At 63.5% G+C, this 25,963-nt stretch carries 28 protein-coding genes; 26 read left to right on the top strand and 2 right to left on the bottom strand.

Annotation, left to right across the window (positions count from 1 at the left end):
- The first annotated feature begins 20 nt into the window (after window positions 1-20).
- The 17 genes from fliQ (at window position 21) to GDH07_RS06725 (ending at window position 16,841) form a co-directional block, all read left to right on the top strand.
- Window positions 21-290, top strand: a complete 270-nt coding sequence (fliQ, locus tag GDH07_RS06645) for a flagellar biosynthesis protein FliQ (protein WP_022643038.1) — start codon at window positions 21-23, stop codon at window positions 288-290.
- 10 nt (window positions 291-300) lie between these two features.
- On the top strand, window positions 301-1,077 hold the full coding sequence (fliR, locus tag GDH07_RS06650) for a flagellar biosynthetic protein FliR (protein WP_022643039.1): 777 nt from the start codon (window positions 301-303) through the stop codon (window positions 1,075-1,077).
- A gap of 3 nt (window positions 1,078-1,080) precedes the next feature.
- The gene (gene flhB / locus GDH07_RS06655; protein WP_152896977.1) at window positions 1,081-2,256 is read left to right on the top strand and encodes a flagellar biosynthesis protein FlhB; all 1,176 of its coding nucleotides are present in this window, start codon (window positions 1,081-1,083) and stop codon (window positions 2,254-2,256) included.
- 212 nt (window positions 2,257-2,468) lie between these two features.
- Complete coding sequence (flhA, locus tag GDH07_RS06660; RefSeq protein ID WP_343038182.1) at window positions 2,469-4,598, top strand: flagellar biosynthesis protein FlhA; 2,130 nt, start codon at window positions 2,469-2,471, stop codon at window positions 4,596-4,598.
- Window positions 4,599-4,609: 11 nt separating this feature from the next.
- Window positions 4,610-5,932: a flagellar biosynthesis GTPase FlhF gene (flhF, locus tag GDH07_RS06665; protein ID WP_152896978.1), complete on the top strand. Its 1,323-nt coding sequence runs from the start codon at window positions 4,610-4,612 to the stop codon at window positions 5,930-5,932.
- 118 nt (window positions 5,933-6,050) lie between these two features.
- Entirely contained in the window at window positions 6,051-6,881 is an 831-nt protein-coding gene (gene fleN, locus GDH07_RS06670) for a flagellar synthesis regulator FleN (protein ID WP_016963180.1), read from the top strand.
- Window positions 6,878-7,618 (top strand): RNA polymerase sigma factor FliA, encoded by a 741-nt coding sequence (gene fliA / locus GDH07_RS06675; protein ID WP_011060003.1) that lies wholly within the window; start codon window positions 6,878-6,880, stop codon window positions 7,616-7,618. Before fleN ends, fliA begins: the two co-directional genes overlap by 4 nt.
- A gap of 166 nt (window positions 7,619-7,784) precedes the next feature.
- Window positions 7,785-8,156, top strand: a complete 372-nt coding sequence (locus GDH07_RS06680) for a chemotaxis response regulator CheY (RefSeq protein ID WP_003183998.1) — start codon at window positions 7,785-7,787, stop codon at window positions 8,154-8,156.
- Between the two features lie 30 nt (window positions 8,157-8,186).
- On the top strand, window positions 8,187-8,975 hold the full coding sequence (locus tag GDH07_RS06685) for a protein phosphatase CheZ (protein WP_053135074.1): 789 nt from the start codon (window positions 8,187-8,189) through the stop codon (window positions 8,973-8,975).
- A gap of 12 nt (window positions 8,976-8,987) precedes the next feature.
- Complete coding sequence (locus GDH07_RS06690; protein ID WP_152896979.1) at window positions 8,988-11,273, top strand: chemotaxis protein CheA; 2,286 nt, start codon at window positions 8,988-8,990, stop codon at window positions 11,271-11,273.
- Window positions 11,274-11,320: 47 nt separating this feature from the next.
- The gene (locus GDH07_RS06695; RefSeq protein ID WP_053135069.1) at window positions 11,321-12,439 is read left to right on the top strand and encodes a protein-glutamate methylesterase/protein-glutamine glutaminase; all 1,119 of its coding nucleotides are present in this window, start codon (window positions 11,321-11,323) and stop codon (window positions 12,437-12,439) included.
- Window positions 12,439-13,179 (top strand): flagellar motor protein, encoded by a 741-nt coding sequence (locus GDH07_RS06700; protein ID WP_022643060.1) that lies wholly within the window; start codon window positions 12,439-12,441, stop codon window positions 13,177-13,179. The genes GDH07_RS06695 and GDH07_RS06700 overlap by 1 nt, the downstream gene beginning before the upstream one ends.
- A gap of 2 nt (window positions 13,180-13,181) precedes the next feature.
- On the top strand, window positions 13,182-14,066 hold the full coding sequence (gene motD, locus GDH07_RS06705; RefSeq protein ID WP_152896980.1) for a flagellar motor protein MotD: 885 nt from the start codon (window positions 13,182-13,184) through the stop codon (window positions 14,064-14,066).
- A gap of 50 nt (window positions 14,067-14,116) precedes the next feature.
- On the top strand, window positions 14,117-14,905 hold the full coding sequence (locus GDH07_RS06710) for a ParA family protein (RefSeq protein WP_022643062.1): 789 nt from the start codon (window positions 14,117-14,119) through the stop codon (window positions 14,903-14,905).
- A gap of 84 nt (window positions 14,906-14,989) precedes the next feature.
- The gene (locus GDH07_RS06715) at window positions 14,990-15,886 is read left to right on the top strand and encodes a CheW domain-containing protein (RefSeq protein ID WP_152896981.1); all 897 of its coding nucleotides are present in this window, start codon (window positions 14,990-14,992) and stop codon (window positions 15,884-15,886) included.
- Window positions 15,887-15,965: 79 nt separating this feature from the next.
- The gene (locus tag GDH07_RS06720; RefSeq protein WP_011060011.1) at window positions 15,966-16,448 is read left to right on the top strand and encodes a chemotaxis protein CheW; all 483 of its coding nucleotides are present in this window, start codon (window positions 15,966-15,968) and stop codon (window positions 16,446-16,448) included.
- The gene (locus tag GDH07_RS06725; RefSeq protein ID WP_053135067.1) at window positions 16,449-16,841 is read left to right on the top strand and encodes a DUF2802 domain-containing protein; all 393 of its coding nucleotides are present in this window, start codon (window positions 16,449-16,451) and stop codon (window positions 16,839-16,841) included. It begins immediately after the preceding gene.
- A gap of 51 nt (window positions 16,842-16,892) precedes the next feature.
- Here GDH07_RS06725 and GDH07_RS06730 read toward each other — a convergent pair whose 3' ends face one another.
- Both GDH07_RS06730 and fliK read right to left on the bottom strand, forming a co-directional pair.
- Window positions 16,893-17,222: an EscU/YscU/HrcU family type III secretion system export apparatus switch protein gene (locus GDH07_RS06730; protein WP_022643065.1), complete on the bottom strand. Its 330-nt coding sequence runs from the start codon at window positions 17,220-17,222 to the stop codon at window positions 16,893-16,895.
- Window positions 17,219-18,802 carry a flagellar hook-length control protein FliK gene (fliK, locus tag GDH07_RS06735; RefSeq protein ID WP_152896982.1) on the bottom strand — a complete coding sequence of 528 codons (1,584 nt, stop codon included), beginning with the start codon at window positions 18,800-18,802 and terminating at the stop codon, window positions 17,219-17,221. Before fliK ends, GDH07_RS06730 begins: the two co-directional genes overlap by 4 nt.
- A gap of 196 nt (window positions 18,803-18,998) precedes the next feature.
- Between fliK and ccmA the strand changes: the two genes are divergently transcribed.
- The 9 genes from ccmA (at window position 18,999) to ccmI (ending at window position 25,952) form a co-directional block, all read left to right on the top strand.
- Window positions 18,999-19,634: a cytochrome c biogenesis heme-transporting ATPase CcmA gene (ccmA, locus tag GDH07_RS06740; protein WP_103324828.1), complete on the top strand. Its 636-nt coding sequence runs from the start codon at window positions 18,999-19,001 to the stop codon at window positions 19,632-19,634.
- Window positions 19,631-20,299 carry a heme exporter protein CcmB gene (ccmB, locus tag GDH07_RS06745; protein ID WP_022643068.1) on the top strand — a complete coding sequence of 223 codons (669 nt, stop codon included), beginning with the start codon at window positions 19,631-19,633 and terminating at the stop codon, window positions 20,297-20,299. Before ccmA ends, ccmB begins: the two co-directional genes overlap by 4 nt.
- A 78-nt stretch (window positions 20,300-20,377) precedes the next feature.
- Window positions 20,378-21,133: a heme ABC transporter permease gene (locus GDH07_RS06750; RefSeq protein WP_068578478.1), complete on the top strand. Its 756-nt coding sequence runs from the start codon at window positions 20,378-20,380 to the stop codon at window positions 21,131-21,133.
- The gene (gene ccmD, locus GDH07_RS06755) at window positions 21,130-21,306 is read left to right on the top strand and encodes a heme exporter protein CcmD (protein ID WP_022643069.1); all 177 of its coding nucleotides are present in this window, start codon (window positions 21,130-21,132) and stop codon (window positions 21,304-21,306) included. The genes GDH07_RS06750 and ccmD overlap by 4 nt, the downstream gene beginning before the upstream one ends.
- Window positions 21,303-21,758 (top strand): cytochrome c maturation protein CcmE, encoded by a 456-nt coding sequence (gene ccmE, locus GDH07_RS06760; RefSeq protein WP_343038183.1) that lies wholly within the window; start codon window positions 21,303-21,305, stop codon window positions 21,756-21,758. The genes ccmD and ccmE overlap by 4 nt, the downstream gene beginning before the upstream one ends.
- Window positions 21,759-21,761: 3 nt before the next feature.
- Window positions 21,762-23,750, top strand: a complete 1,989-nt coding sequence (locus GDH07_RS06765; protein WP_022643071.1) for a heme lyase CcmF/NrfE family subunit — start codon at window positions 21,762-21,764, stop codon at window positions 23,748-23,750.
- Window positions 23,747-24,283, top strand: coding sequence for a DsbE family thiol:disulfide interchange protein (locus GDH07_RS06770; RefSeq protein WP_152896983.1), 537 nt, complete (start codon window positions 23,747-23,749; stop codon window positions 24,281-24,283). Before GDH07_RS06765 ends, GDH07_RS06770 begins: the two co-directional genes overlap by 4 nt.
- Entirely contained in the window at window positions 24,280-24,750 is a 471-nt protein-coding gene (locus GDH07_RS06775; RefSeq protein WP_053135052.1) for a cytochrome c-type biogenesis protein, read from the top strand. Before GDH07_RS06770 ends, GDH07_RS06775 begins: the two co-directional genes overlap by 4 nt.
- Complete coding sequence (gene ccmI / locus GDH07_RS06780) at window positions 24,747-25,952, top strand: c-type cytochrome biogenesis protein CcmI (RefSeq protein WP_152896984.1); 1,206 nt, start codon at window positions 24,747-24,749, stop codon at window positions 25,950-25,952. Before GDH07_RS06775 ends, ccmI begins: the two co-directional genes overlap by 4 nt.
- Window positions 25,953-25,963: the final 11 nt, after the last annotated feature.

Below are 25,963 nucleotides of genomic sequence, written 5' to 3' on the forward strand. Positions count from 1 at the left end.
TTGTTTGCGGGTGATCGACTATGACTCCTGAAGTCGCGGTAGACCTGTTTCGCGAAGCCCTGTGGTTGACCACCATGATGGTTGCCGTACTGGTGGTGCCCAGCCTGCTGGTGGGCTTGATCGTGGCCATGTTCCAGGCGGCCACGCAGATCAACGAGCAGACCCTGAGCTTCCTGCCGCGCTTGCTGGTGATGCTGGTGACGCTGATCGTCGCCGGCCCCTGGCTGGTGCAAACCTTCATGGAATACATCCGCCAGTTGTACGGCAGTATTCCGCAGTTGATTGGCTGACCCCGTGTCGTTGCTGGCGCTGACCGATACCCAGATCGGCAGTTGGGTGGCGAGCTTCATGCTGCCGCTGTTTCGCGTCACCTCGTTGCTGATGGTGATGCCGATCTTCGGTACCACGCTGGTGCCGCGGCGGGTGCGCCTGTATTTCGCCCTGGCGATCACCGTGGTGATCGCCCCGGCGCTGCCGCCCATGCCCGAAGTACACGCCCTGGACCTCAGCGCCTTGCTGCTGGTGGCCGAGCAGATCCTGGTCGGCGCGGTGCTGGGGTTCTCGTTGCAGTTGTTTTTCCAGGCCTTCGTGGTTGCCGGGCAGATCGTGGCGATCCAGATGGGCATGGGCTTCGCTTCCATGGTCGATCCCACCAACGGGGTCTCGGTGGCGGTGATCGGGCAGTTCTTCACCATGCTGGTCACCCTGTTGTTTCTGGCCATGAACGGCCATCTGGTGGTGTTCGAGGTGCTGACCGAGAGCTTCACCACCTTGCCGGTCGGTGGCGGCCTGATGGTCAACCACTACTGGGACCTGGCGGGCAAGCTGGGCTGGGTCCTGGGGGCGGCGCTCTTGCTGGTGCTGCCGGCGATCACCGCGCTGTTGGTGGTCAACATTGCCTTCGGCGTCATGACCCGGGCGGCGCCGCAGTTGAATATCTTCTCCATCGGCTTCCCGCTGACCCTGGTGCTGGGCATGGGTATCGTCTGGATCAGCCTGGCCGACATCCTCAACCAGTATCAACCGCTGGCCTCCGAGGCCTTGCAGTTCTTGCGCGAATTGGCGAGGGCCCGTTGAGCCATGGCTGAGAGCGAGAGCGGTCAGGACAAGACAGAAGACCCCACGGAGAAACGCAAGAAGGACTCCCGGGAAAAGGGCGAGATCGCTCGCTCCAAGGAGCTCAACACCCTGGCCATCATGCTGGCCGGGGCTGGTGGCTTGCTGGTGTTCGGCGCGAACCTGGCGCAGAACCTCCTGGAAATCATGCGCCTGAACTTCTCCCTGCCGCGCGAGGTGCTGCTCAGCCCGCAAGCCATGGGCCTGTATCTGCTGCATTCGGGCAAGATCGCCATCCTGGCGGTGCAGCCCGTGCTGCTGACCCTGTTGCTGGCGGCCATCATCGGGCCGATTTCCCTCGGAGGCTGGCTGTTCGCCGGCAAGAGCCTGGCGCCCAAGTTCAGTCGCATGAATCCGGCCAACGGCCTGAAGCGGATGTTTTCCTCGACGGCCGTGATCGAATTGCTCAAGGCCCTGGCCAAGTTCAGCCTGGTGCTGTTCGTGGCGCTGTCAGTGCTGTCTTCGGATATCGACGATCTGCTGCGCATCGCCCATGAACCCATGGAGCTGGCGATCATCCACAGTGTCCAGGTGGTGGGTTGGAGTACCTTGTGGATGGCTTGCGGGCTGATCCTGATCGCCGCAGTGGATGTGCCGGTGCAGTTGTACCAGGCCCACAAGAAGCTGCTGATGACCAAGCAGGAAGTGCGCGACGAGCACAAGGACCAGGAAGGGCGTCCGGAGGTCAAGCAGCGGATTCGCCAGGTGCAGCGCGAGATGTCCCAACGGCGGATGATGGCGGCGATCCCGGAGGCCGACGTGGTCATCACCAACCCGACCCACTACGCCGTGGCGCTCAAGTACGACGCCGAAAAGGGCGGGGCGCCGGTGCTGCTGGCCAAGGGTACCGACTTCCTGGCGCAGCAGATTCGCGAGATCGCCACCGCCCACGAGATCATGCTGCTGCAGTCGCCGGCCCTGGCGCGGTCGATCTACTACTCCACTGAGCTTGAGGAAGAGATTCCGGCCGGCTTGTACCTGGCGGTGGCCCAGGTACTGGCCTACGTCTACCAGATCCGCCAATACCGCGCGGGCAAGGGCAAGCGCCCGGAACCGCTCAAGGACCCGCAGATTCCCGGCGATTTGCAGCGCGACAGCTCCGGCAATCGACCGGCCTCGGGTCCGGCCGACCCTGCTTAGTGCGGGGCTTGTCCTGATCGGGCCGGCTCGCCAGAAAAATGGCTGATTGCCATTAGCCCTCTCCACGGCCTGCGGGCCGCTGCTCCCTCCGTGATGAAATGCGTGCAAATACTTGATTGAGCTGCTCGGATGAAAGTTGGAAGGCTTCTTGCAGTAGCCGCCCTGTATCGCTTCAGGCGTCAAAAGTTTGCTTTACGGAACGGGGTAAATCGGTGGATCGCACTCAGTTAATCAGCACGGCTCGCAGTAACCTGGCCGGCCTTGGTCGGGGCAACCTGGGTGTGCCGGTGCTGTTGTTGGTCATGCTGGCCATGATGATGCTGCCGGTGCCGGCGTTCCTGCTGGATGTGTTCTTCACGTTCAACATCGCCCTGTCGATCGTGGTCCTGCTGGTCTGCGTCTACGCCCTGCGACCGTTGGATTTCGCGGTATTTCCCACCATCCTGCTGGTGGCCACTTTGCTGCGCCTGGCGCTCAACGTGGCCTCGACCCGGGTGGTGATGCTCCATGGCCAGGAAGGGCACGCCGCCGCGGGCAAGGTGATCCAGGCCTTCGGCGAGGTGGTGATCGGCGGCAATTACGTCGTGGGTATCGTGGTCTTCGCGATCCTCATGATCATCAACTTCGTGGTAGTGACCAAGGGTGCCGGGCGGATCTCCGAGGTGAGCGCGCGCTTCACCCTGGACGCCATGCCCGGCAAGCAGATGGCCATCGACGCCGACCTCAACGCCGGCCTGATCGACCAGAACCAGGCCAAGGCGCGCCGCGCCGAAGTGGCCCAGGAGGCCGAGTTCTACGGCTCCATGGACGGTGCCAGCAAGTTCGTTCGCGGTGATGCCATCGCCGGCTTGCTGATCTTGTTCATCAACCTGATCGGCGGTATGGCGGTCGGTATCTTCCAGCACAACATGACCTTTGCCGATGCTGGACGGGTCTATGCCTTGCTGACCATCGGTGACGGTTTGGTGGCGCAGCTGCCGTCGCTGCTGTTGTCCACCGCGGCGGCGATCATGGTCACCCGTGCCTCGGGCTCCGAGGACATGGGCAAGCAGATCAATCGGCAGATGTTCGCCTCGCCCAAGGCCCTGGCGGTAGCTGCCGGGCTGATGGCGATCATGGGTCTGGTGCCGGGCATGCCCCATGTATCCTTCCTCAGCCTGGCCCTGGTGGCCGGCGGTGCGGCGTACCTGCTCTGGCGCCAGCAGAACCAGGCCAAGGTCCAAGCCGAGGAAGAGCTCCAGCGCCAGCAGGACCTGCTGCCCTCGCCGGCACGGGCCATGGAGACCAAGGAGCTGGGCTGGGACGACGTGACCCCGATCGACATGATCGGCCTGGAAGTGGGTTATCGCTTGATCCCCCTGGTGGACCGCAACCAGGGCGGGCAACTGCTCGCGCGGATCAAGGGGGTGCGCAAGAAGTTGTCCCAGGACCTGGGTTTCCTCATGCCCACCGTGCATATCCGTGACAACCTCGACCTGGCCCCCAGCGCCTACCGCCTGACGCTGATGGGCGTGATCCTGGCCGAGGCCGAGATCTATCCGGATCGCGAATTGGCGATCAACCCGGGGCAGGTCTACGGCACCCTCAATGGTATCGCCGCCCGGGATCCGGCCTTTGGCCTGGAGGCGGTGTGGATCGAGATCAGCCAGCGGCCCCAGGCCCAGTCCCTGGGCTACACCGTGGTGGATGCCAGTACCGTGGTCGCCACTCACTTGAACCAGATTCTGTACAAACACTCCAGCGAACTGATCGGCCACGAAGAGGTCCAGCAACTGATGCAGGTGCTGGCCAAGAGTTCGCCGAAGCTGGCTGAAGAGCTGGTGCCGGGCGTGCTCTCGCTCTCGCAGCTGCTCAAGGTACTGCAGGCCTTGTTGGCCGAACAGGTGCCGGTCCGTGATATCCGCAGCATTGCCGAGGCCATCGCCAATAATGCCGCTAAGAGTCAAGATACCGCCGCTTTGGTTGCAGCAGTGCGCGTCGGATTGTCTCGCGCCATCGTCCAAAGCATTGTAGGTACTGAGTCCGAGCTGCCTGTGATCACCTTGGAGCCAAGGTTGGAACAGATTTTGCTCAGCAGTTTGCAGAAGGCAGGACAAGGCCAGGAAGAAGGCGTTCTGCTCGAGCCAAGCATGGCAGAGAAGCTGCAGCGTTCGCTGATCGAAGCGGCGCAGCGTCAAGAGATGCAAGGTCAACCGGTGATTCTGTTGGTAGCGGGTCCGGTCCGCGCCATGCTCTCGCGGTTCGGTCGTCTGGCCGTCCCGGGTTTGCATGTGCTGGCGTACCAGGAAATTCCCGACAACAAGCAAGTGACCATCGTTGCGACAGTAGGGCCCAACGGCTGAGGTAGTGGGTTATGCAAGTTAAGCGTTTTTTCGCCGCCGATATGCGTCAGGCCATGAAACTGGTTCGTGATGAGTTGGGGGCCGAGGCTGCCATCATCGGCAACCGCCGGATCGCCGGTGGCGTCGAGCTGACGGCGGCCCTGGATTACAAGTTGTCGGCCTTGTCGCCACGGATTCCGAACGTGGAACTCGAAGACGAGCTGCGCAAGACCCAGTCGCGGATCGTTACCGCCCAGGCCGAGCTGAGCCTGCGGGGCGAAGGTGACACTGCCTCGATCAGCAATCGCCAGTTGTTCGCCGGCCTGCCGCTGACGGCAGCCGAGCCCTTGATCGAGCCAACCCTGACCGAGCGCCCGCGCCCGGCTCCGGCCCCGGTCGCGCCGGCGGTGGACAACCGTGCCCTGGACTCCATGCGCTCCGAGCTCAACGGCTTGCGCGAGCTGCTGGAAGTACAGCTCGGTTCCCTGGCCTGGAGCCAGTTGCAGGGCAGTCGTCCCGAACAGGCCAACCTCTGGCGCCGCCTGCAGCGCATCGGCTTGTCCGGCCCGCTGGCTCGCGACCTGCTGGCCCTGATCACCGATATCAACGAGCCACGCCAGGCCTGGCGCATGCTCCTGGCGCATCTGGCGCGAATGATCCTGACGCCGGAAGTCGAGCCCCTGGAAGAGGGCGGGGTGATTGCCATGGTCGGTCCTGCCGGCATGGGCAAGACCACCACCCTGGCCAAGCTCGCGGCCCGCTACGTGCTCAAGTACGGCGCGCAGAACATTGCGCTGGTGAGCATGGACAGCTACCGCATCGGCGCCCAGGAGCAGCTCAAGACCCTGGGGCGGATCCTCAATGTCTCGGTGACCCATGTCGATCCTGGCCAGTCCCTGGCCCAGGCCCTGGACCCGCTGCTGCGCAAGCGCGTGGTGCTGATCGATACCGCCGGCTTGCAGGCCAGCGATCCGGCGCTGCGCATGCAGCTTGAAAGCCTGGCCGGTCGCGGGATCCGCGCGAAGAATTACCTGGTGCTGGCCACCACCAGCCAGAAGCAGGTGCTGACCGCCGCCTACCACAGCTACAAGCGCTGTGGCCTGGCCGGGTGCATCCTGACTAAACTGGATGAAACAGCCAGCCTTGGCGAGGTGTTGAGCCTGGCCATCAGTCATGAATTGCCGGTTGCCTATCTGACCGATGGCCCGCGGATTCCTGACGACCTGCACCTGCCGCGTCGGCACCAACTGGTGAGCCGTGCCGTGAGCGTGCAGATGCAGGAAGAACCCAGCGAAGAAGCCATGGCCGATATGTTCGCTGACCTGTACCACAACCCGGCCAAGCGGGTCGGCTGAGGTACTCATGAATAGATTGCAGTGTATCTACATCGATGGTCTGCCAGGCATTGTTCTCACGGTGAACACGCAGCCAGTTATGTGGCCCCGTCTAAGTAAGACAAGGTAAAGAAAGAACATGGGCAGCATGCATCCCGTACAGGTGATCGCGGTGACCGGCGGCAAAGGTGGCGTCGGCAAGACTAATGTGTCAGTGAACTTGTCCCTGGCTCTGGCTGAGCTCGGTCGACGGGTCTTGCTGCTGGATGCCGACCTGGGATTGGCCAATGTCGATGTCCTCTTGGGCCTGACCCCCAAACGCACCCTGGCCGATGTCATCGAAGGGCGCTGCGAGCTGCGCGACGTGCTGCTCCAGGGGCCGGGTGGCATCCGCATCGTTCCGGCCGCCTCGGGCACCCAGAGCATGGTGCACCTGAGCCCCGCCCAGCATGCAGGCCTGATCCAGGCCTTCAGCGACATCGGCGACAACCTCGATGTCCTGGTGATCGACACCGCTGCGGGTATTGGTGACTCGGTAGTCAGTTTTGTCCGCGCGGCCCAGGAAGTGCTGCTGGTGGTCTGCGACGAACCCACTTCGATCACCGACGCCTACGCGCTGATCAAGCTGCTCAACCGCGACTACGGCATGAACCGCTTCCGGGTCCTGGCCAACATGGCCCAGAGCCCCCAGGAAGGGCGCAACCTGTTTGCAAAGTTGACCAAGGTCACTGATCGCTTCCTGGACGTGGCCTTACAATATGTCGGCGCAGTTCCCTACGACGAAAGCGTGCGCAAGGCCGTGCAAAAGCAGCGTGCGGTCTATGAAGCCTTTCCTCGTTCGAAGTGTGCATTGGCGTTCAAGGCCATCGCACAGAAAGTCGATACCTGGCCGTTGCCGGCGAACCCACGCGGGCACCTGGAATTCTTTGTCGAGCGGCTAGTGCATCAAACAGCGGGACCGGTGCTATGACTGCCAGTGGCTACAACCTCTACAAGAAGTCGGCGCGTGACAGCCAATACGAACTGATCGAGCGCTATGCGCCTCTGGTCAAGCGTATCGCCTATCACCTGCTGGCGCGGTTGCCGGCCAGTGTCCAGGTAGAGGACCTGATCCAGGCCGGGATGATCGGTTTGCTCGAAGTGTCGACCAAGTACGACGCGAGCAAGGGCGCGAGTTTCGAGACCTACGCGGGTATCCGTATCCGTGGCGCGATGCTCGACGAGGTTCGTAAAGGCGACTGGGCACCGCGTTCGGTGCACCGTAATACGCGCATGGTCAGTGATGCCATTCGCGCAATTGAAGCTAAAACCGGTCGTGACGCTAAAGATCACGAGGTTGCGGCCGAACTTCAATTGAGTCTCGACGATTATTACGGGATTTTGAACGACACCCTGGGCAGCCGGCTGTTCAGTTTCGACGACCTGTTGCAGGACGGCGAACATGAAGGGCTGCACGAGGATGGCGCCAGTGCTCATCTCGAGCCGTCACGGGACCTGGAGGATGAACGCTTCCAGGCCGCGTTGGCGGATGCGATTGCCAATTTGCCGGAGCGCGAGCGACTGGTGTTGGCGCTGTACTACGACGAAGAGCTGAACCTCAAGGAAATCGGTGAGGTCCTGGGGGTCAGCGAATCGCGGGTCAGCCAGTTACACAGCCAGTGCGCGGCCCGCTTGCGGGGGCGTTTGGGGGAGTGGCGAGCGCGCTGACAGGCAGTGTGGGGACACTGCGCCCAAGACCGGTCAGGCCTTGCGCCTTGCCGGTTTTGCAGTATGTGCTCCATGCAGTCGTTGCGTGTTATGCCGGATTGATTGAATGGCGCGTCCAGGAACTGGATGCGTTTAAGACTGCTTGGAGGTCGAATTGGACAAGAACATGAAAATCCTCATCGTTGATGACTTCTCAACGATGCGGCGGATCATAAAAAACCTGTTGCGTGATCTGGGTTTCACCAACACGGTCGAGGCCGACGATGGCACTACCGCCATTCCGGTACTCAACAGCGGGAGTATCGACTTTCTGGTAACGGACTGGAACATGCCGGGCATGACCGGTATCGATCTGCTGCGCCACGTGCGCGCCGATGAAAAGCTCAAGCACCTGCCGGTACTGATGGTGACTGCCGAAGCCAAGCGCGAGCAGATCATCGAAGCCGCCCAGGCCGGCGTTAACGGCTATGTCGTCAAACCATTCACGGCCCAGGCGCTGAAAGAGAAGATCGAGAAGATCTTCGAACGCATCGGTTGAGATGCGTGGCCATTCCGCCACGGGGGAGCTATGGAGCATAACGAATCTTCACTGGGCGACTTTGAGTCGACCCTGAAAAAACATGCGCTGGAACTGGTCGAGAGTCTGGAGAAGGGCAAGTTCGGCGAAGCCGTGCAACTGATCCATGAGCTCAATCAGACCCGTGACCGCGGCCTGTACCAGGAAGTGGGCAAGCTCACCCGCGAGCTGCATAGCGCGATCGTCAATTTCCAGATTGACCCGCACATGCCGCAAGCCGAGGAAGTTTCACAGATCACGGATGCCACCGAGCGCCTGTCCTATGTGGTCCGGCTGACGGAAGCCGCAGCCAACCGCACCATGGACCTGGTGGAGAGCAGCACCCCGCTGGTCAACGGCCTGAGCACTGAAGCCCAGGCCTTGAGCGTGGACTGGGGCCGCTTCATGCGGCGCGAGGTCGGTGCCGAGGAGTTTCGCGAACTGGCGCGGCGGGTCGACGGTTTTCTGACTCGTAGCGAGCAGGAGACCCGTACCATCTCCGGCCACCTCAACGACATTCTGCTGGCGCAGGATTACCAGGACCTCACTGGCCAGGTGATCAAGCGCGTGACCCAGTTGGTCACGGAAGTCGAAAGCAATCTGCTCAAACTCGTCTTGATGGCCAGCCAGGTCGATCGTTTCGCAGGTATCGAACATGACCGCGCATCGATCCTGGCGGAAAAAGATCCGCAAAAACATCTCGCCAAGGGTGAAGGTCCGCAGATTCATGCCGATAAACGGGAAGACGTTATGTCCGGTCAGGACGATGTTGACGATTTGCTTTCCAGCCTTGGATTCTAGGAGCACCCATTAATGAGCTTCGGCGCCGATGAAGAGATCCTTCAGGATTTCCTGGTTGAGGCCGGCGAGATTCTAGAGCAACTGTCCGAACAATTGGTCGAGCTGGAAAGCCGGCCAGATGATGCGGATCTGCTCAACGCAATTTTTCGCGGTTTTCACACTGTTAAAGGGGGCGCCGGCTTCCTCCAGCTCAATGAGCTGGTGGAGTGCTGCCACATCGCCGAGAACGTTTTCGACATCCTGCGCAAGGGTGAGAGACGAGTCGACTCGGAACTGATGGACGTGGTGCTCGAGGCTCTGGACACGGTGAACAGCATGTTCGGCCAGGTCCGCGAGCGTACCGAGATCACTCCTGCGACACCTGAATTGCTATCCGCCCTGGCGCGCCTGGCCGAACCGGCCAGCGCGCAGCCCGCTCCTGCCCCCGTGGAAGAAGTGGTCGAGGCCGTGGCGGAACCCGAGCCCGAGCCGCAAGCGCCGGCGGGCGATATCACCGACAACGAATTCGAACTGTTGCTCGACTCGCTGAGCGCCGCCAAGGCCGATGCCGAGGCCGCGCCCGCCGCCGTATCTGCCACCGAGGGTGAGCCGGCCGGCGACGAGATCACCGACGCCGAGTTCGAGTCCCTGCTGGACCAGTTGCACGGCAAGGGCCAGTTCGCCCCCGATGCGCTCGCTCCCACTGCGGCCGATGCCGAGGGTGGCGCTGCTGCCGGCGGCGATGAGATCACCGACGACGAGTTCGAAGCCCTGCTGGACCAGTTGCATGGCAAGGGCAATTTCGCCGTTGACGCACTGGAATCGGCGGTAGCTGCCGCACCTGCCGCTGCTGCGCCAGATGCAGCTGCGGCTGGCAGTGACCTGATCACCGATCACGAATTCGAATCCCTGCTCGATGAGCTGCACGGCAAGGGCAAGTTCTCCGACACGCCAGGCACTGCCCAGCCGGCGGCCACGGTCGCTGCGGCTCCTGCCGTGGCGGCACCGGCGGCTGCCAGTGCCGCGGTGGCCAAGCCTGCGGCAGCCAAGCCGGCCGCCGCTGCCAAACCCGAGGCGCCAAAACCCGCCGCGGCTCCTGCTCCGGCCCGCGCGCCGGCCGCGCCAGCCGCCGAGAAACCGGCCAGCGAAGCGGAAACCACGGTGCGCGTGGATACTGCGCGCCTGGATGAAATCATGAACATGGTGGGCGAACTGGTGCTGGTGCGTAACCGCCTGGTGCGCCTGGGTCTCAACAGCGGCGACGAAGCCATGTCCAAGGCGGTGTCGAACCTCGACGTGGTCACCGCCGACTTGCAGACCGCGGTGATGAAGACCCGCATGCAGCCGATCAAGAAGGTCTTCGGGCGCTTCCCGCGCCTGGTTCGCGACCTGGCCCGGCAGCTCAAGAAAGAGATCAACCTGGAGCTGGTGGGGGAAGAAACCGACCTCGACAAGAACCTGGTGGAGGCCCTGGCCGACCCGTTGGTGCACTTGGTGCGCAACGCGGTGGACCACGGTATCGAATCTCCGGAAGAACGCGAGGAATCGGGCAAGTCGCGCCAGGGCAAGGTGGTGTTGGCCGCCGAGCAGGAAGGCGACCACATCCTGTTGTCGATCTCCGATGACGGCAAGGGCATGGATCCCAATGTCCTGCGCGCCATCGCGGTCAAGCGCGGGGTCATGGACAAGGACGCCGCCGACCGGCTGAGCGATACCGAGTGCTACAACCTGATCTTCGCCCCCGGGTTCTCCACCAAGACCGAGATCTCCGATGTCTCCGGTCGCGGTGTGGGCATGGACGTGGTCAAGACCAAGATTTCCCAGCTCAATGGTTCGATCAACATCTATTCGACCAAGGGCCAGGGTTCGAAGATCGTGATCAAGGTGCCGCTGACCCTGGCGATCATGCCGACGCTGATGGTCATGCTCGGCAACCAGGCGTTCGCCTTCCCGTTGGTCAACGTCAACGAAATCTTCCACCTCGACCTGTCGCGCACCAACGTGGTGGACGGCCAGGAAGTGGTGATCGTGCGGGACAAGGCCTTGCCCTTGTTCTACCTCAAACGCTGGCTGGTCAGTTCCGCCGCTCATGAAGAGCAGCGTGAGGGCCACGTAGTGATCCTTTCGGTGGGCACCCAGCGAATCGGCTTTGTCGTCGACCAGCTGGTGGGCCAGGAAGAAGTGGTCATCAAGCCCTTGGGCAAAATGCTCCAGGGGACCCCGGGCATGTCCGGCGCCACCATTACCGGTGACGGTCGCATCGCGCTGATCCTCGATGTCCCGAGCATGCTCAAGCGTTACGCCGCACGGCGTATTTGATTCGGCGGGGAGGGGCGCTTGGCCTCGCCCCACCTAACGGAGTGTTTATGGCAGTCAAAGTCCTGGTGGTGGACGATTCGGGTTTTTTCCGCCGCCGCGTCTCGGAAATTCTTTCAGCGGATTCGAGCATCCAGGTCGTCGGTACCGCGACCAATGGTAAAGAGGCGATCGATCAGGCCCTGGCCCTCAAGCCGGACGTGATCACCATGGACTACGAGATGCCGATGATGGATGGCATCACCGCAGTGCGGCACATCATGCAGCGCTGCCCGACCCCGGTCCTGATGTTCTCTTCCCTGACCCATGAAGGCGCGCGGGTGACCCTCGATGCGCTGGACGCCGGGGCGGTGGATTTCCTGCCGAAGAATTTCGAGGACATCTCGCGCAACCCCGAGAAGGTCAAGCAACTGTTGTGCGAGAAGGTCCACAGCATCTCGCGCAGCAACCGGCGCTTCAGCAGCTACAGTGCCCCGGCACCGCAGAGCAGTGCGCCGACTCCGGCCACCTCGAGCTTCGCCAGCAGCCGTCCGGCCGCACCGGCCCCGGTTCCGAGCCGTGCCCCGGCGCCCGCCGCGAGCCCCGCTGCGCCTGCACCGAAGCGCAAAGCCTACAAGCTGGTGGCCATCGGTACTTCCACCGGCGGCCCGGTGGCGTTGCAGCGGGTGCTGACCCAGCTGCCGGCCAACTTCCCGGCGCCGATCGTGCTGATCCAGCACATGCCGGCGGCCTTCACCAAGGCTTTCGCCGAGCGCCTGGACAAGCTTTGCAAGATCAGCGTCAAGGAGGCCGAGGACGGCGACATCCTGCGCCCAGGCCTGGCGCTGCTGGCCCCCGGCGGCAAGCAGATGATGGTCGACGGCCGTGGTGCGGTGAAGATCCTGCCTGGCGACGAGCGCTTGAACTACAAGCCGTGCGTGGACATCACCTTCGGCTCTGCAGCCAAGTCCTACAACGATAAAGTCCTGGCGGTGGTACTCACCGGCATGGGCGCCGACGGTCGTGAGGGCGCGCGCCTGCTCAAGCAGGGTGGCAGCGCGGTGTGGGCCCAGGATGAAGCCAGTTGCGTGATCTATGGCATGCCCATGGCTATCGTCAAGGCCAACCTGGCGGACGCGGTGTATAGCCTGGACGATATCGGCCGGCACCTGGTCGAGGCTTGCATGTAATGGATGTACTGAGCCTTATCGGGATCATCATGGCGTTCGTCGCCATCATCGGCGGCAACTACCTCGAAGGTGGTCATCTTTCGGCCCTGGCCAACGGCCCGGCTGCGCTGATCGTGCTCGGCGGCACCATCGGCGCGGCCTTGCTGCAGTCGCCGTTGAGCGCCTTCAAGCGCGCCATGCAGATCCTCGCCTGGATCCTGTTCCCGCCGCGGGTCGACCTGCCGGCGGGCATCGACCGGGTGGTCAACTGGAGCCTGACCGCGCGCAAGGAGGGCCTGCTGGGCCTGGAAGGCGTGGCGGATGCCGAGCCCGATACCTATTCACGCAAGGGCCTGCAGTTGCTGGTGGATGGCGCCGAGCCGGAAGCCATCCGCAGCATCCTCGAAGTGGACTTCTATACCCAGGAAAGCCGGGATATCGAGGCCGCCAAGGTTTTCGAGAGCATGGGCGGCTACGCGCCGACCATCGGGATCATCGGTGCGGTGATGGGCCTGATCCATGTCATGGGCAACCTGGCCGATCCATCGCAGTTGGGTAGCGGTATCGCCGTGGCCTTCGTCGCCACCATCTATGGTGTGGCCAGCGCCAACCTGGTGCTGCTGCCGATCGCGGCCAAGCTCAAGTCCATCGCCCTGCGCCAGTCGCGGTACCGGGAAATGCTCCTCGAGGGCCTCCTGTCGATCGCCGAAGGCGAGAACCCGCGTTCCATCGAGTTGAAGCTGCAAGGCTTCATGGACTGATCATGGCTCGTCGTCGTCAACATGAAGAACACGTCAACCACGAACGTTGGTTGGTTTCCTACGCCGACTTCATCACCCTGTTGTTCGCGTTTTTCGTGGTCATGTACTCGATTTCCTCGATCAACGAGGGCAAGTACAAGATCATCTCCGAAGCGCTGGTCGGGGTCTTCACCGATTCCGATCGCGCCCTCAAGCCGATCCCTATCGGCGAAGAGCGGCCCAGGACCGTGACCCCGGCCAAGCCGCTGGTCAAGGACAGCGAGCAGATCGATGCCGGCATCTCGGGCGGCAGCGACCCGCTCAAGAGCATTGCCGATGACATCAGCGCGGCCTTTGGCGATCTGATCAGCTCCGACCAGATGACCGTGCGTGGCAACGAGCTGTGGGTAGAGATCGAGCTCAACTCCAGCCTGCTGTTCGGCAGTGGCGATGCCATGCCCAGCGATATGGCGTTCACCATCATCGACAAGGTGGCGAAGATCCTCAAACCCTTCGACAATCCGATCCACGTCGAGGGTTTCACCGACAACCTGCCGATCCAGACTGCGCAATATCCCACCAACTGGGAGCTGTCTTCGGCGCGCTCGGCGAGTATCGTGCGGATGCTGGCGATGCAGGGGGTTAACCCGGCGCGCATGGCTTCGGTGGGGTATGGCGAATTCCAGCCGGTGGCCAACAATGCCACCGCCGAGGGCCGGGCGCGTAACCGCCGGGTGGTGCTGGTGGTCTCGCGCAATCTGGATGTGCGCCGTAGCCTGACCGGTACCGGCACCGCCAATGCGACCCCGGATGCGGCTCTGAAGCGGGCTGGCACACAAACTGCACCAACCGCGGTGAAATCGCCGGTACAGGGGAGTGCCGTCAATTCTCCGTCACCTGCTTTATAACTTAGCGCTATGTCTCGCCCTGCTGTGGCTGGGCGGGAGGAACAAACTGAATGAGAGTCTGGGCTGTTGCCAATCAAAAGGGTGGTGTCGGTAAAACCACCAGTTCCATCGCTTTAGCCGGCTTGCTGGCGGAGGCGGGCAAGCGCGTGGTCGTGGTCGACCTCGACCCCCACGGGTCCATGACCAGCTATTTCGGTTATGACCCCGACAGCCTGGAGCACAGCAGCTACGACCTGTTCCTGCACAAGGGCAGCGTGCCCGAGGATCTTCCTGGGCAACTGTTGCTGGGCACCAGCCACGAACGGATTTCCCTGTTGCCGTCGAGTACGGCCCTGGCCACCCTGGAGCGCCAGTCCCCCGGTCAGAGCGGCCTGGGCCTGGTGATCGCCAAGAGCCTGGCGCAGCTGTGGCAGGACTTCGACTATGCAGTCATCGACAGCCCGCCGCTGCTTGGGGTGTTGATGGTCAACGCCCTGGCGGCCAGCCAGCAACTGGTGATCCCGGTGCAGACCGAGCACCTGGCGGTCAAGGGGCTGGAGCGCATGGTCAACACCCTGGCGATGGTCAACCGCTCCCGCAAGCAGCCGTTACCGTTCACCATCGTGCCGACTCTGTTCGACCGGCGGACCCAGGCCTCGCTGGGCACCCTGCGGATTCTGCGGGACAAGTTCCCGGAGCAGATCTGGCAAGGCTACATTCCCGTGGATACACGCCTGCGCGATGCCAGTCGGGCCGGGGTCACGCCTTCGCAATTCGACGGCAAGAGCCGTGGTGTGCTGGCCTACAAGGCCTTGCTCAAGCATTTGCTGGCGCAACAAGCCGTGGCGCAGGTGGCCTGACGTGAAGCACCATTCAAGTCGCCCGGCAGCCCGGCCGATAACCCCTACAGTTCACTGTGTGGGGTTTTGTGCGTGGGTGTCCTCATGAGCCGTCCCCTGGATGTCAAGAACCGGCCGCAGCTGGCGCTGCAGTCGTACCTGGACGCTTTGCTGCAGGATGCCACCGAAGAAGAACCGCTTCCCGAGGTCGTTGCTGAGCCGATTCCACCTGTCGTTGAGGCCGGTACTGAAGCTTCCAGCGAGGTACTGGACGAATTCCAGGCTGCGGTACTCGAGGAGCAGGCCCGGGATGCACGGATCCAGCACCAGGCACCGCCTGCTGCTCGGGCCGAGGCGCCTGTTGTCGTGCCCGCGGCTCCCGTGCAGGATGCACCGGCACCCCTGCCGGCCTCGATCTCGCCCGTGGTGCCGATGCTCCAGGCCCTGGTGCCGCCCGTGGTGGAAGTCCATCTGCCACCTGGCAACACACCGCCGCCGGTCGCCGGCAGCGATCGCCCGTCATGGGCGGCCGAGCCTTTCGAATGTCTGTTGTTCGATGTCGCTGGCCTGACCCTGGCGGTACCCCTGGTGTGCCTGGGGTCGATCTATTCCCTGGCGGGTCAGGAGCTGACGCCGTTGTTCGGCCAGCCGGAATGGTTCCTCGGTATCTTGCCGAGCCAGGCCGGCAACCTGAAGGTGCTGGACACGGCGCGCTGGGTCATGCCGGATCGCTATCGCGACGATTTCCGCCAGGGCCTGCAATACGTTATTTCGGTCCAGGGCTATGAGTGGGGGCTGGCCGTGCACCAGGTCAGCCGTTCGTTGCGCCTGGACCCCAATGAAATCAAGTGGCGTAGCCACCGGGGCCAGCGTCCGTGGCTGGCCGGTACGGTTATCGAACACATGTGCGCGTTGCTCGACGTCGCCGAGTTGGCGGAATTGATCGCCACCGGGGGCGCCAAGCAGCTGGCAATCAGTCAAGCGGCCCACAAGCCGAAGTGAACCAACAACAGGCCGTGCCAATGGGGCGCGGCCATACAGAACACACGCCGTTGCCAACGGTATTTTGAGGGGTCAGGGTATGAATAAGTCGTCGTCTGCACAGGGTTCCGAAGATCCGATCCTGCAATGGGTCACCTTCAAGCTCGATAACGAGTCCTACGGCATCAACGTGATGCGCGTCCAGGAAGTCCTGCGCTACACCGAGATCGCCCCGGTGCCGGGTGCTCCGAGCTATGTGCTGGGCATCATCAACCTGCGCGGCAACGTGGTGACCGTGATCGACACCCGCCAGCGCTTTGGCCTGGTGCCCACCGAAGTCAACGACAACACCCGGATCGTCATCATCGAGGCTGACAAGCAGGTGGTCGGGATCATGGTCGACAGCGTGGCCGAGGTGGTCTACCTGCGCCAATCCGAAGTCGAGACCGCGCCGAATGTCGGCAACGAAGAATCGGCCAAGTTCATCCAGGGTGTCTGCAACAAGAACGGCGAGCTGCTGATCCTGGTGGAGCTGGACAAGATGATGAGCGAAGAGGAATGGTCGGAACTGGAGAGTATCTGATTGATCCTCGAGGTAGCGGTAATTGTCCTGGCGATCCTCTGGGTCGCCACTCTCGCGCTGTTCCTGTCCTTCGCCCGCAACCAGCGGCAGATCGCTGCGCAGCAGGCCGAGGGCGATGCCCTGCGCGACCTGCGAATCAAGGAGTTGGCCAAGCGGGTCGATCATTACCAGAACGGCACGGTGCGCATGGGCGAGGATTTGCACGAGCTGCGGGCTGTGGTGGCGCCGTTGCCGGACAAGCTGGCCCAGCTGGAACAGCGTGACCCTTCCACCTTGTCCTTTGCCCAGGCCGCACGGTTGGTGGGCATGGGCGCCAGCATCGACGAGCTGACCCAGTCCTGCGGCCTGACCCAGGCCGAGGCCGAGCTGGTGAGCAAGCTGCACAAAGGCTGAGCTTCAAGCTTCAAGCATGCAGCTTGCGGTTCATGGCTTGCAGTTGCTCTTCTAGTAATCGTCGCCGCGCTCGGTGATGTCCTTTTCCGACTCTATCTGCCGTGGATCGTGGCCTGCCGGGAACTTGCCCTTGAGGTTCCAGGCGAAGGCGATGATCTCGGCGATGGTCCGGTACAACTCCGGCGGGATGCTGTCGCCCAGCTCCAGGCGCGCCAGCAGCCTCACCAGTTCGGCGTTCTCATAGATCGGCACTTCATAGTCGCGGGCGATCTTCAGGATGGCTTCGGCCAGTTCGTCATCGCCCTTGGCGGTGAGTGTCGGAGCCTGCTGGCCATCGTATTTGAGGGCGATGGCCTGGCGAGGTGGGGCAGAGTGCTTCATGCGGTTTCGTCGACCCAGCGTTGTTCCAATCGGGTATGCGGGCCTTGGGGCGGGATGCCGAGATGGCAATCCAGATCGCCGACATCCAGGCCCGAGGCCAGCAGGCGCTCGCGCAGGCTGCCCAGGTGGCTTTCGATCAGGCTCGCGGTATAGGGGCGTTCGGCCCAGAGTTGGCTGGACAAGCGGCCCTGGAGCAGTTGCGCCTGGACCTGCAGCGGGCCCAGCGGCTCCAGGTCGAAGGCCAGGTCGACCCGCCACAAGGCCTGCCGGGGCTCGCGTTCTTCACGTTTGTCCGGGGTTTGCTGTTCTGCTTGCGCCGGCTCCTCGCGCTGCAACTTGACCTGCAGGGGCACGATGTCCTGCAGGTTGCGCATGGGGATTTCCAGCTGCCAGGTGGTCAGCTGGCGGCCATCGTCGGTACGCCCGCTTTGTTCCAGGCCCGCCAGTTGGTGGCTCTGCAGGCGCGATACCGCCGCAGCGGCCAGGCGCAGCAGTTGCTCCAGGCTGCCTGAGCCTTCCAGGCTTTGCAGCAAGCGCTCCGGCAGCGGGAAGCCGCCGGCAGTGGTCTTGGCGCTGACCTGGCCCAGGGTGCCCAGGGCGCTGCGTACAAAACTGGGTAGCGACTGGGCCAGGGTATTGGCGGCGAGGATCGCGTTGAAGCTGGTGGAGGAGGGCAGCGCCGGAGTCAATTGGGCGATCAGGCGTAGCAGGTCGGCCTTCAGGTCTGCGGCCTGGCCCGGGTTGCCTGCGGCCAGTTGGGCCTCGAGGAACACGCCGCTACCCAGCAGCGCCTGGGCCACGCCGCGGGCGGTGCTCATTTGCTGTGCATTGGGCAGGCTGCCCAGCAGGCGTTCGACTGCGGCGCGCAGGTCGCTGGCCGGGCCGGGCTGGTCGTCGACGGGCAAGTTCTGCAGGGCATTGAGCAGGCCGCCCAGGGAGCCCTGGCGACTTTGCTGGCTGGCCAACTGGGCGGCGATCGCCAGTTGGTCCTGGCGGTTGCTCAAGGGGACGAAGCTCAGGGTCCGGGCATCTGTCACCAGGGCGCTCAGCAAGCTGCCGATACGCAATGGCTGCGGGCTCTCGATGTCCAGGGTGCTGCCGCTCTGGGCGGTATTGAGCAGGCTCACCAGGGAACGGTACAGCGCTGGCTGGTTACTGCCCTGGGGTAGCAGTTGCGAGGTCAGGACCTTGCCCTGCAGCAGGGTGCCCGGAGGCAGCTGGGCGATATCCAGGCGGGTCAGGGCGGCGACACTGGACGCGATGGCCTGTTGCACGGTGATGGCCAGGTTGGCTGCCGATGGCTGGGTCACTGCCAGGCTGGTGCCCTGGGGCAGGGGTTGGTTGCTGGTGGCTTGCAGGGTGGTTTGCCGGCCATTGTCCAGGGTCAGCTTGAGCAGCAGCTCGAAGGTCTGGTTCGTCTGCTTGAGCGACAGCACTTCGGCCCGGGCGCTCTGGCCGGGCGCGATCAGCCCCTCCAGCGGCGGCGTCAGCTTGAGCAGTTCACCGCTGGGCAACTGCGCGCGCGAGGCTCCGGGAGCGGGCGTCGGTGGCAGCGGGGGGATGTTCATTTCGCCTGTCATTCGGACACAACCTGTGGAAATTAACCCCCTGTAAGGTAGGGACTCACATGTATAATGCCGCCCGTCTTTTAAGGAGTGGTAAAAACAATACAATTGTTTGACGCAGCTCTCTAGAACAGGCCGCCAATGCATTTATCCTGCATTCCTTTAACGGCCGCTCCACTGCCGACTTGAACCCGTAAAGGCCCGCTATCCCTTGACCAGCCCTCTTCTCGAAGCCGTTGCACTCGCTTGTGAGCGCGATTGGCGGATGCTCTTTGAACACCTCGAGTTGCGTTTGACGGCTGGAGACATGGTGCAGATCAGCGGTCCCAATGGCAGCGGCAAGACCAGCCTGTTGCGCCTGCTCGCCGGGCTGATGCAGCCCACCAGTGGCCAGGTGCTGCTCAACGGCCAGCCATTGCAGGCCCAGCGCGCCGAACTGGCCCGCAACCTGTTGTGGATCGGCCATGCCGCCGGCATCAAGGACTTGCTCACCGCCGAAGAGAACCTCAGCTGGCTCTGTGCCCTGCACCAGCCGGCCCGGAGCGAGGCGATCTGGCAGGCCCTGGCCGCCGTCGGCCTCAAGGGGTTCGAAGACGTTCCCTGCCATACCCTGTCCGCCGGCCAGCAGCGCCGTGTGGCCCTGGCCCGCCTGTACCTGGACAGCCCGCCGCTGTGGATCCTCGATGAACCCTTCACTGCCCTGGACAAGCAGGGCGTGGCGCAACTCGAGGAACACCTGGCCGGCCATTGCGAACGCGGCGGCACGGTGGTGCTGACCACCCACCACACTCTTGGCCGCATGCCCTCGGGATACCGCGATATCGATCTGGGACGGTGGGCCGCATGAGTGTCTTCGTCTTGTTGGTGGCCCGTGAGGCACGGCTGCTGTGCCGGCGCCCGGCGGAGTTGGCCAACCCCCTGGTATTTTTCGCGATAGTCGTCGCCTTGTTTCCGCTGGCGGTGGGACCTGAGACACAATTGTTGCAAACCTTGTCTCCTGGCCTGGTCTGGGTGGCGGCGCTATTGTCCGTCCTGCTCTCGCTGGACGGGCTTTTTCGCAGTGATTTCGAGGATGGATCCCTGGAGCAGTGGGTCCTTTCGTCGCACCCCCTGGCCCTTCTGGTGCTGGCCAAGGTGCTGGCACACTGGATCTTCTCCGGGTTGGCACTGGTATTGCTCGCGCCCTTGCTGGCGGTGATGCTCGGGCTGCCGGCCGCCTGCCTGCCAGTGCTGCTGCTCTCGTTGCTGCTGGGTACGCCGGTCCTCAGTTTGCTCGGGGCGGTGGGCGCGGCGCTGACGGTAGGGCTCAAGCGCGGCGGCTTGTTGTTGGCGCTGTTGATCCTGCCGTTGTACATCCCGGTGTTGATTCTCGGCAGTGGCGCCTTGCAGGCGGCATTGCAGGGCCTACCGACTACAGGGTTCCTGCTGTGGCTTGGTAGCCTGGCTGCGCTGGCAGTGACCCTGACACCCTTTGCAATAGCTGCTGGCCTGAAGATCAGCGTCGGCGAATAATGAGGTCTGGTTGTTTTTTAACCAGTAAAGACCCTGGCTGTTCGTATAGACGAAGAGCAACCGTGATGGAAGCAACGAATGAACTGGACCTGGTTTCACAAGCTCGGCTCGCCTAAATGGTTTTACGGCATCAGCGGCAAGCTGCTGCCCTGGCTGAGCGTCGCCGCCGTGTTGCTGATTGGTATCGGCGTGGTCTGGGGCCTGGCCTTCGCGCCACCGGACTACCAGCAAGGCAACAGCTTTCGCATCATCTATATTCATGTGCCAATGGCGATGCTGGCCCAGTCTTGCTATGTGATGCTGGCGGTGTGCGGGGTGGTCGGGCTGGTATGGAAAATGAAGCTGGCCGACGTTGCCCTGCAATGCGCCGCGCCCATTGGCCATTCCATCACGTTCCTGGCGCTGGTGACCGGGGCCATCTGGGGCAAGCCGACCTGGGGTTCCTGGTGGGTCTGGGATGCCCGGCTGACCTCGATGCTGATCCTGTTGTTCCTGTACGCCGGCCTCATGGCCCTGAACGCCGCCATCAGCAACCGTGACAGCGCCGCCAAGGCCTGTGCGGTGTTGGCGATCGTCGGGGTGGTGAACATCCCGATCATCAAGTACTCGGTGGAGTGGTGGAACACCCTGCACCAGGGGGCGACCTTCACCCTGACCGAAAGGCCCGCCATGCCGGTGGAAATGTGGCTGCCGCTGTTGCTGACGGTACTGGGTTTCTATTGTTTCTTCGCCGTGGTCCTGCTGCTGCGCATGCGCCTTGAAGTACTCAAGCGCGAAGCCCGGACCAGCTGGGTCAAGGCCGAAGTCCAACGCAGCCTGGAGGCCGCACAATGAGTTTTGCATCCTTCAGCGACTTTCTCGCCATGGGCCATCACGGCCTGTACGTCTGGTCGGCCTACGGTATCTGCCTGGTGGTCCTGGTGCGTGAACTGGTGGCGCCGATCCTGGACCGCAGGAGCTATCTGCAACAAGAGGCGCGTCGTCTGCGCCGGGAGAACGGTAAGTGAATCCGCTGCGTAAAAAGCGTCTTTTGATCATCCTGGCGATCCTGGTGGGTGTCGGCATCGCCGTCGGCCTGGCCCTCAGCGCGCTGAAGGAAAACATCAACCTGTTCTACACCCCGACCCAGATCGCCAATGGCGAAGCCCCCCATGACACCCGCATCCGCGCCGGTGGCATGGTCCAGGCCGGCTCGCTGGAGCGCTCCGCCGATTCGCTGGACGTCAAGTTCGTGGTCACCGACTTCAACAAGTCGGTAACCATCACCTACCGCGGCATCCTTCCGGACCTGTTCCGCGAAGGGCAGGGCATCGTCGCCCTGGGCAAGATCAACGCCGATGGCGTGGTGGTCGCCGATGAAGTACTGGCCAAGCACGACGAGAAGTACATGCCGCCGGAAGTCACCAAGGCCCTGAAAGACAGTGGCCAGTCGGCACCGACGCCGTCCAAGGAGGGTTGAGCCATGAGTTCCGCTTTGTTCGTTCCCGAGCTCGGCCACCTGGCGATGATCCTGGCGCTGTGCCTGGCCCTGGTCCAGGCGGTGGTGCCGTTGCTGGGCGCCTGGCGTGGCGACCGGTTGTGGATGAGCCTGGCGCAGCCGGCGGCCTGGGGGCAGTTCGCCTTCTTGGTATTCGCCTTCGGCTGCCTGACCTACGCCTTCATGAATGACGATTTCTCGGTGGCCTACGTCGCCCACAACTCCAACAGCGCCTTGCCCTGGTACTACAAGTTCAGCGCCGTATGGGGTGCTCACGAAGGCTCGCTGCTGCTCTGGGCGCTGATCCTGGGTGGCTGGACCTTCGCCGTGTCGGTGTTCTCGCGGCAGTTGCCGCAAGTGATGCTGGCCCGGGTGTTGGCGATCATGGGCATGATCAGCACCGGCTTCCTGTCGTTCCTGATCGTCACCTCCAACCCTTTCGCGCGGATCCTGCCCCAGGTCCCGGCCGATGGCCGCGATCTCAACCCGCTGTTGCAGGACATCGGCCTGATCGTCCACCCACCGATGCTCTACATGGGCTATGTGGGATTCTCGGTGGCCTTCGCCTTCGCCATCGCCGCGTTGCTCGGCGGTCGCCTCGATGCCGCCTGGGCCCGCTGGTCGCGGCCCTGGACCATAGTCGCCTGGGCCTTCCTCGGCATCGGCATCACCCTGGGCTCCTGGTGGGCCTACTACGAGCTGGGCTGGGGTGGCTGGTGGTTCTGGGACCCGGTGGAAAACGCCTCCTTCATGCCTTGGCTGGTAGGCACCGCGCTGATCCATTCCCTGGCTGTCACCGAGAAGCGCGGGGTGTTCAAGAGCTGGACCGTGCTGCTGGCCATCGCTGCCTTCTCTCTGAGCCTGCTGGGCACTTTCCTGGTCCGCTCCGGGGTCCTGACCTCGGTCCATGCCTTTGCCGCCGACCCTGAGCGTGGCGTGTTCATCCTGTTCTTCCTGTTGTTCGTGGTGGGGGGCTCGCTGACCCTGTTCGCCTTGCGCGCACCGGTGGTCAAGAGCCAGGTGGGCTTCAACCTGTGGTCCCGGGAAACCCTGTTGCTGGGCAACAACCTGGTGCTGGTGGTGGCGGCCTCGATGATCCTCCTGGGGACCTTGTACCCGCTGGTGCTGGACGCCCTGAGCGGCGCCAAGCTGTCGGTGGGGCCGCCGTACTTCAATGCGCTGTTCATCCCGCTGATGGCCCTGTTGATGGTGGTGCTGGCGGTGGGCGTGCTGGTGCGCTGGAAAGACACCCCGGTCAAATGGCTGCTGGGCATGCTGGCTCCGGTGCTGCTGGGCAGCGTGGCCCTGGCCGTGGTGGCGGGCATCGCCTATGGCGACTTCAACTGGGCGGTGCTGGCGACTTTCCTGCTGGCGGCCTGGGTGGTGTTGTCCGGAGTACGGGATATCTTCGACAAGACTCGCCACAAGGGCCTGGTCAAGGGCCTGCCGAGCCTGACCCGCAGCTACTGGGGCATGCACCTGGCGCACCTGGGGATCGCGGTCTGTGCCCTGGGCGTGGTGCTGTCGAGCCAGAACAGCGCCGAGCGCGACCTGCGCCTGGAGCCGGGCGAGTCCATGGAGCTGGCGGGCTACCACTTCATCTTCGAGGGTGCCAAGCATTTCGAAGGCCCCAACTTCACTTCCGACAAGGGCACTGTCCGCGTCGTGCGCAACGGCAAGGAAGTGGCCGTGCTGCATCCGGAAAAGCGCCTGTACACCGTGCAGAGCTCGATGATGACCGAAGCCGGGATCGACGCCGGTTTCACCCGCGACCTGTATGTCGCCCTCGGCGAGCCCCTGGGCAATGGCGCCTGGGCGGTGCGGGTGCACGTCAAGCCGTTCGTGCGCTGGATCTGGCTCGGCGGCCTGCTGACCGGCCTTGGCGGCGTGCTGGCGGCGATGGACCGGCGCTATCGAGTCAAGGTGAAGAGCCGGGTGCGTGAAGCGCTGGGCATGACAGGAGCCACTGCATGAAACGCTGGATGATGATGTTGCCCCTGGCGCTGTTCCTGGTGGTGGCGGTGTTCCTCTATCGCGGGTTGTACCTGGACCCGGCCGAGCTGCCGTCGGCGATGATCGGCAAGCCGTTCCCGGAGTTTTCCCTGCCTTCGGTGCAGGGCGACAAGACCCTGACCCGTGCCGACCTGCTGGGCAAGCCGGCGCTGGTCAACGTCTGGGGCACCTGGTGCATTTCCTGCCGGGTCGAGCACCCGGTGCTGAACAAGCTGGCCGAGCGTGGCGTGGTGATCTACGGGATCAACTACAAGGACGTTAACACCGATGCCCTGAAGTGGCTGGCCGAGTTCCACAATCCCTACCTGCTGGACGTGCGCGACGAGGAGGGCTCCCTGGGCCTGAATCTCGGTGTGTATGGCGCCCCGGAAACCTTCTTCATCGACGCCAAGGGCATCATCCGCGACAAGTACGTCGGGGTGATCGACGAAGTGGTCTGGCGCGAGCAGCTGGCCGCCAAGTACCAGGCCCTGGTCGACGAGGCCAAGCCATGAAGCGCTGGTTGATCGCGGCCCTGCTGGGCCTGGGTATCGTCGGGGTGGCCCAGGCCGCCATCGACACCTACCAGTTCGCCAATGATGGCGAGCGTGAACGGTTCCACGAGCTGACCAAGGAGCTGCGCTGTCCCAAGTGCCAGAACCAGGACATCGCCGACTCCAATGCCCCCATCGCCGCGGACCTGCGCAAGGAAATCTTCCGCATGCTCGGCGAAGGCAAGGACAATCAGCAGATCATCGACTTCATGGTCGATCGCTACGGTGATTTCGTGCGCTACAACCCGGCCTTGACCGGCAAGACCGCCTTGCTCTGGTTCGGCCCTGCCGGGCTGCTGCTGGGCGGCATGGTGATCATCGCCGTGATTGTCCGGCGCCGCCGCGCCCAGCGCAGCGATAGCCCGAACACGCTTTCCGCCGAAGAGCGGCAGCGCCTCGACCAACTGCTGGATAAAAACCACCCATGACTGATTTCTGGCTCGCGGCAGGCCTGTTGCTCCTGATCGCCTTGAGTTTCCTGCTGATCCCGATACTGCGTGAGCGTCGCGCCCAACGCGAAGAGGACCGGACCGCGCTCAACGTTGCGCTGTATGAAGAACGCCTGGCCGAGCTGCAGGGCCAGCAGCAGGAGGGCGTGCTCAGCGCCGAGCAATTGGACAGCGGCCGGGCCGAGGCCGCCCGTGAGCTGCTGGCGGACACCGAAGGCAACGGCCAGGTGCGCAATTCGCGGCTGGGCAAGCCGCTGCCCTTGCTGGCGGCAGTGCTGGTACCGCTCCTGGGCCTGGGCCTGTACCTGCACTTCGGAGCCAGCGACAAGGTCGAGCTGACCCGCGAGTTCGCCCAGGCGCCGCAGACCATGGAAGAAATGACCCAGCGCCTGGAGCGTGCGGTGGCGGCCCAGCCGGACTCCGCCGAAGGCCTGTACTTCCTCGGGCGCACCTACATGGCCCAGGATCGGCCGGCGGATGCGGCGAAGATCTTCGAGCGTACCGTAGCCCTGGCCGGGCGCCAGCCCGAGCTGCTGGGGCAGTGGGCCCAGGCCCAGTATTTCGCCGATGACAAGAAGTGGTCGGACAAGGTCCAGGCCCTCACCGACGAAGCGCTCAAGGCCGATCCCAACGAGGTCACCAGCCTGGGTCTGCTGGGTATCGCCGCCTTTGAAAGCGAGCGATTCCAGGATGCCATCGACTACTGGAAGCGTCTGCAGGCGCAATTGCCGCCGGACGACAATTCCCGTGCAGCCCTGCAAGGCGGGATCGACCGGGCCAGCGAGAAGCTGGTGGCAAGCGGTGGCAAAGTGGCCGCCGAGCCGGCGGCCAAGGCCAAGGGCGCGCTGCTCAAGGTCCGGGTCGACCTGGCCGCCGAGCTCAAGGCCAAGGTCCAGCCGGGCGACAGCGTGTTCATCTTCGCCCGCGCCACCCAGGGACCACCGGCGCCCTTGGCGGCCAAGCGCCTGACCGTGGCCGATTTGCCGGCCACTGTCGAGCTGGGGGATGCCGACGCGATGATGCCGCAGCTGAAACTGTCGAACTTCCCTGAAGTCCAACTGGTTGCGCGTGTTTCCCGCGCTGGCCAGCCAACGGCCGGTGAATGGGTCGGACACAGCCAGCCCCTGGCCAGCAGCACCACCACGGCCCAGCAGCTGACCATCGACAGCCCGGATAAATAAAGAGAAACCAC

Source organism: Pseudomonas piscis, from assembly GCF_009380155.1.
GTDB lineage: Bacteria > Pseudomonadota > Gammaproteobacteria > Pseudomonadales > Pseudomonadaceae > Aquipseudomonas > Aquipseudomonas piscis.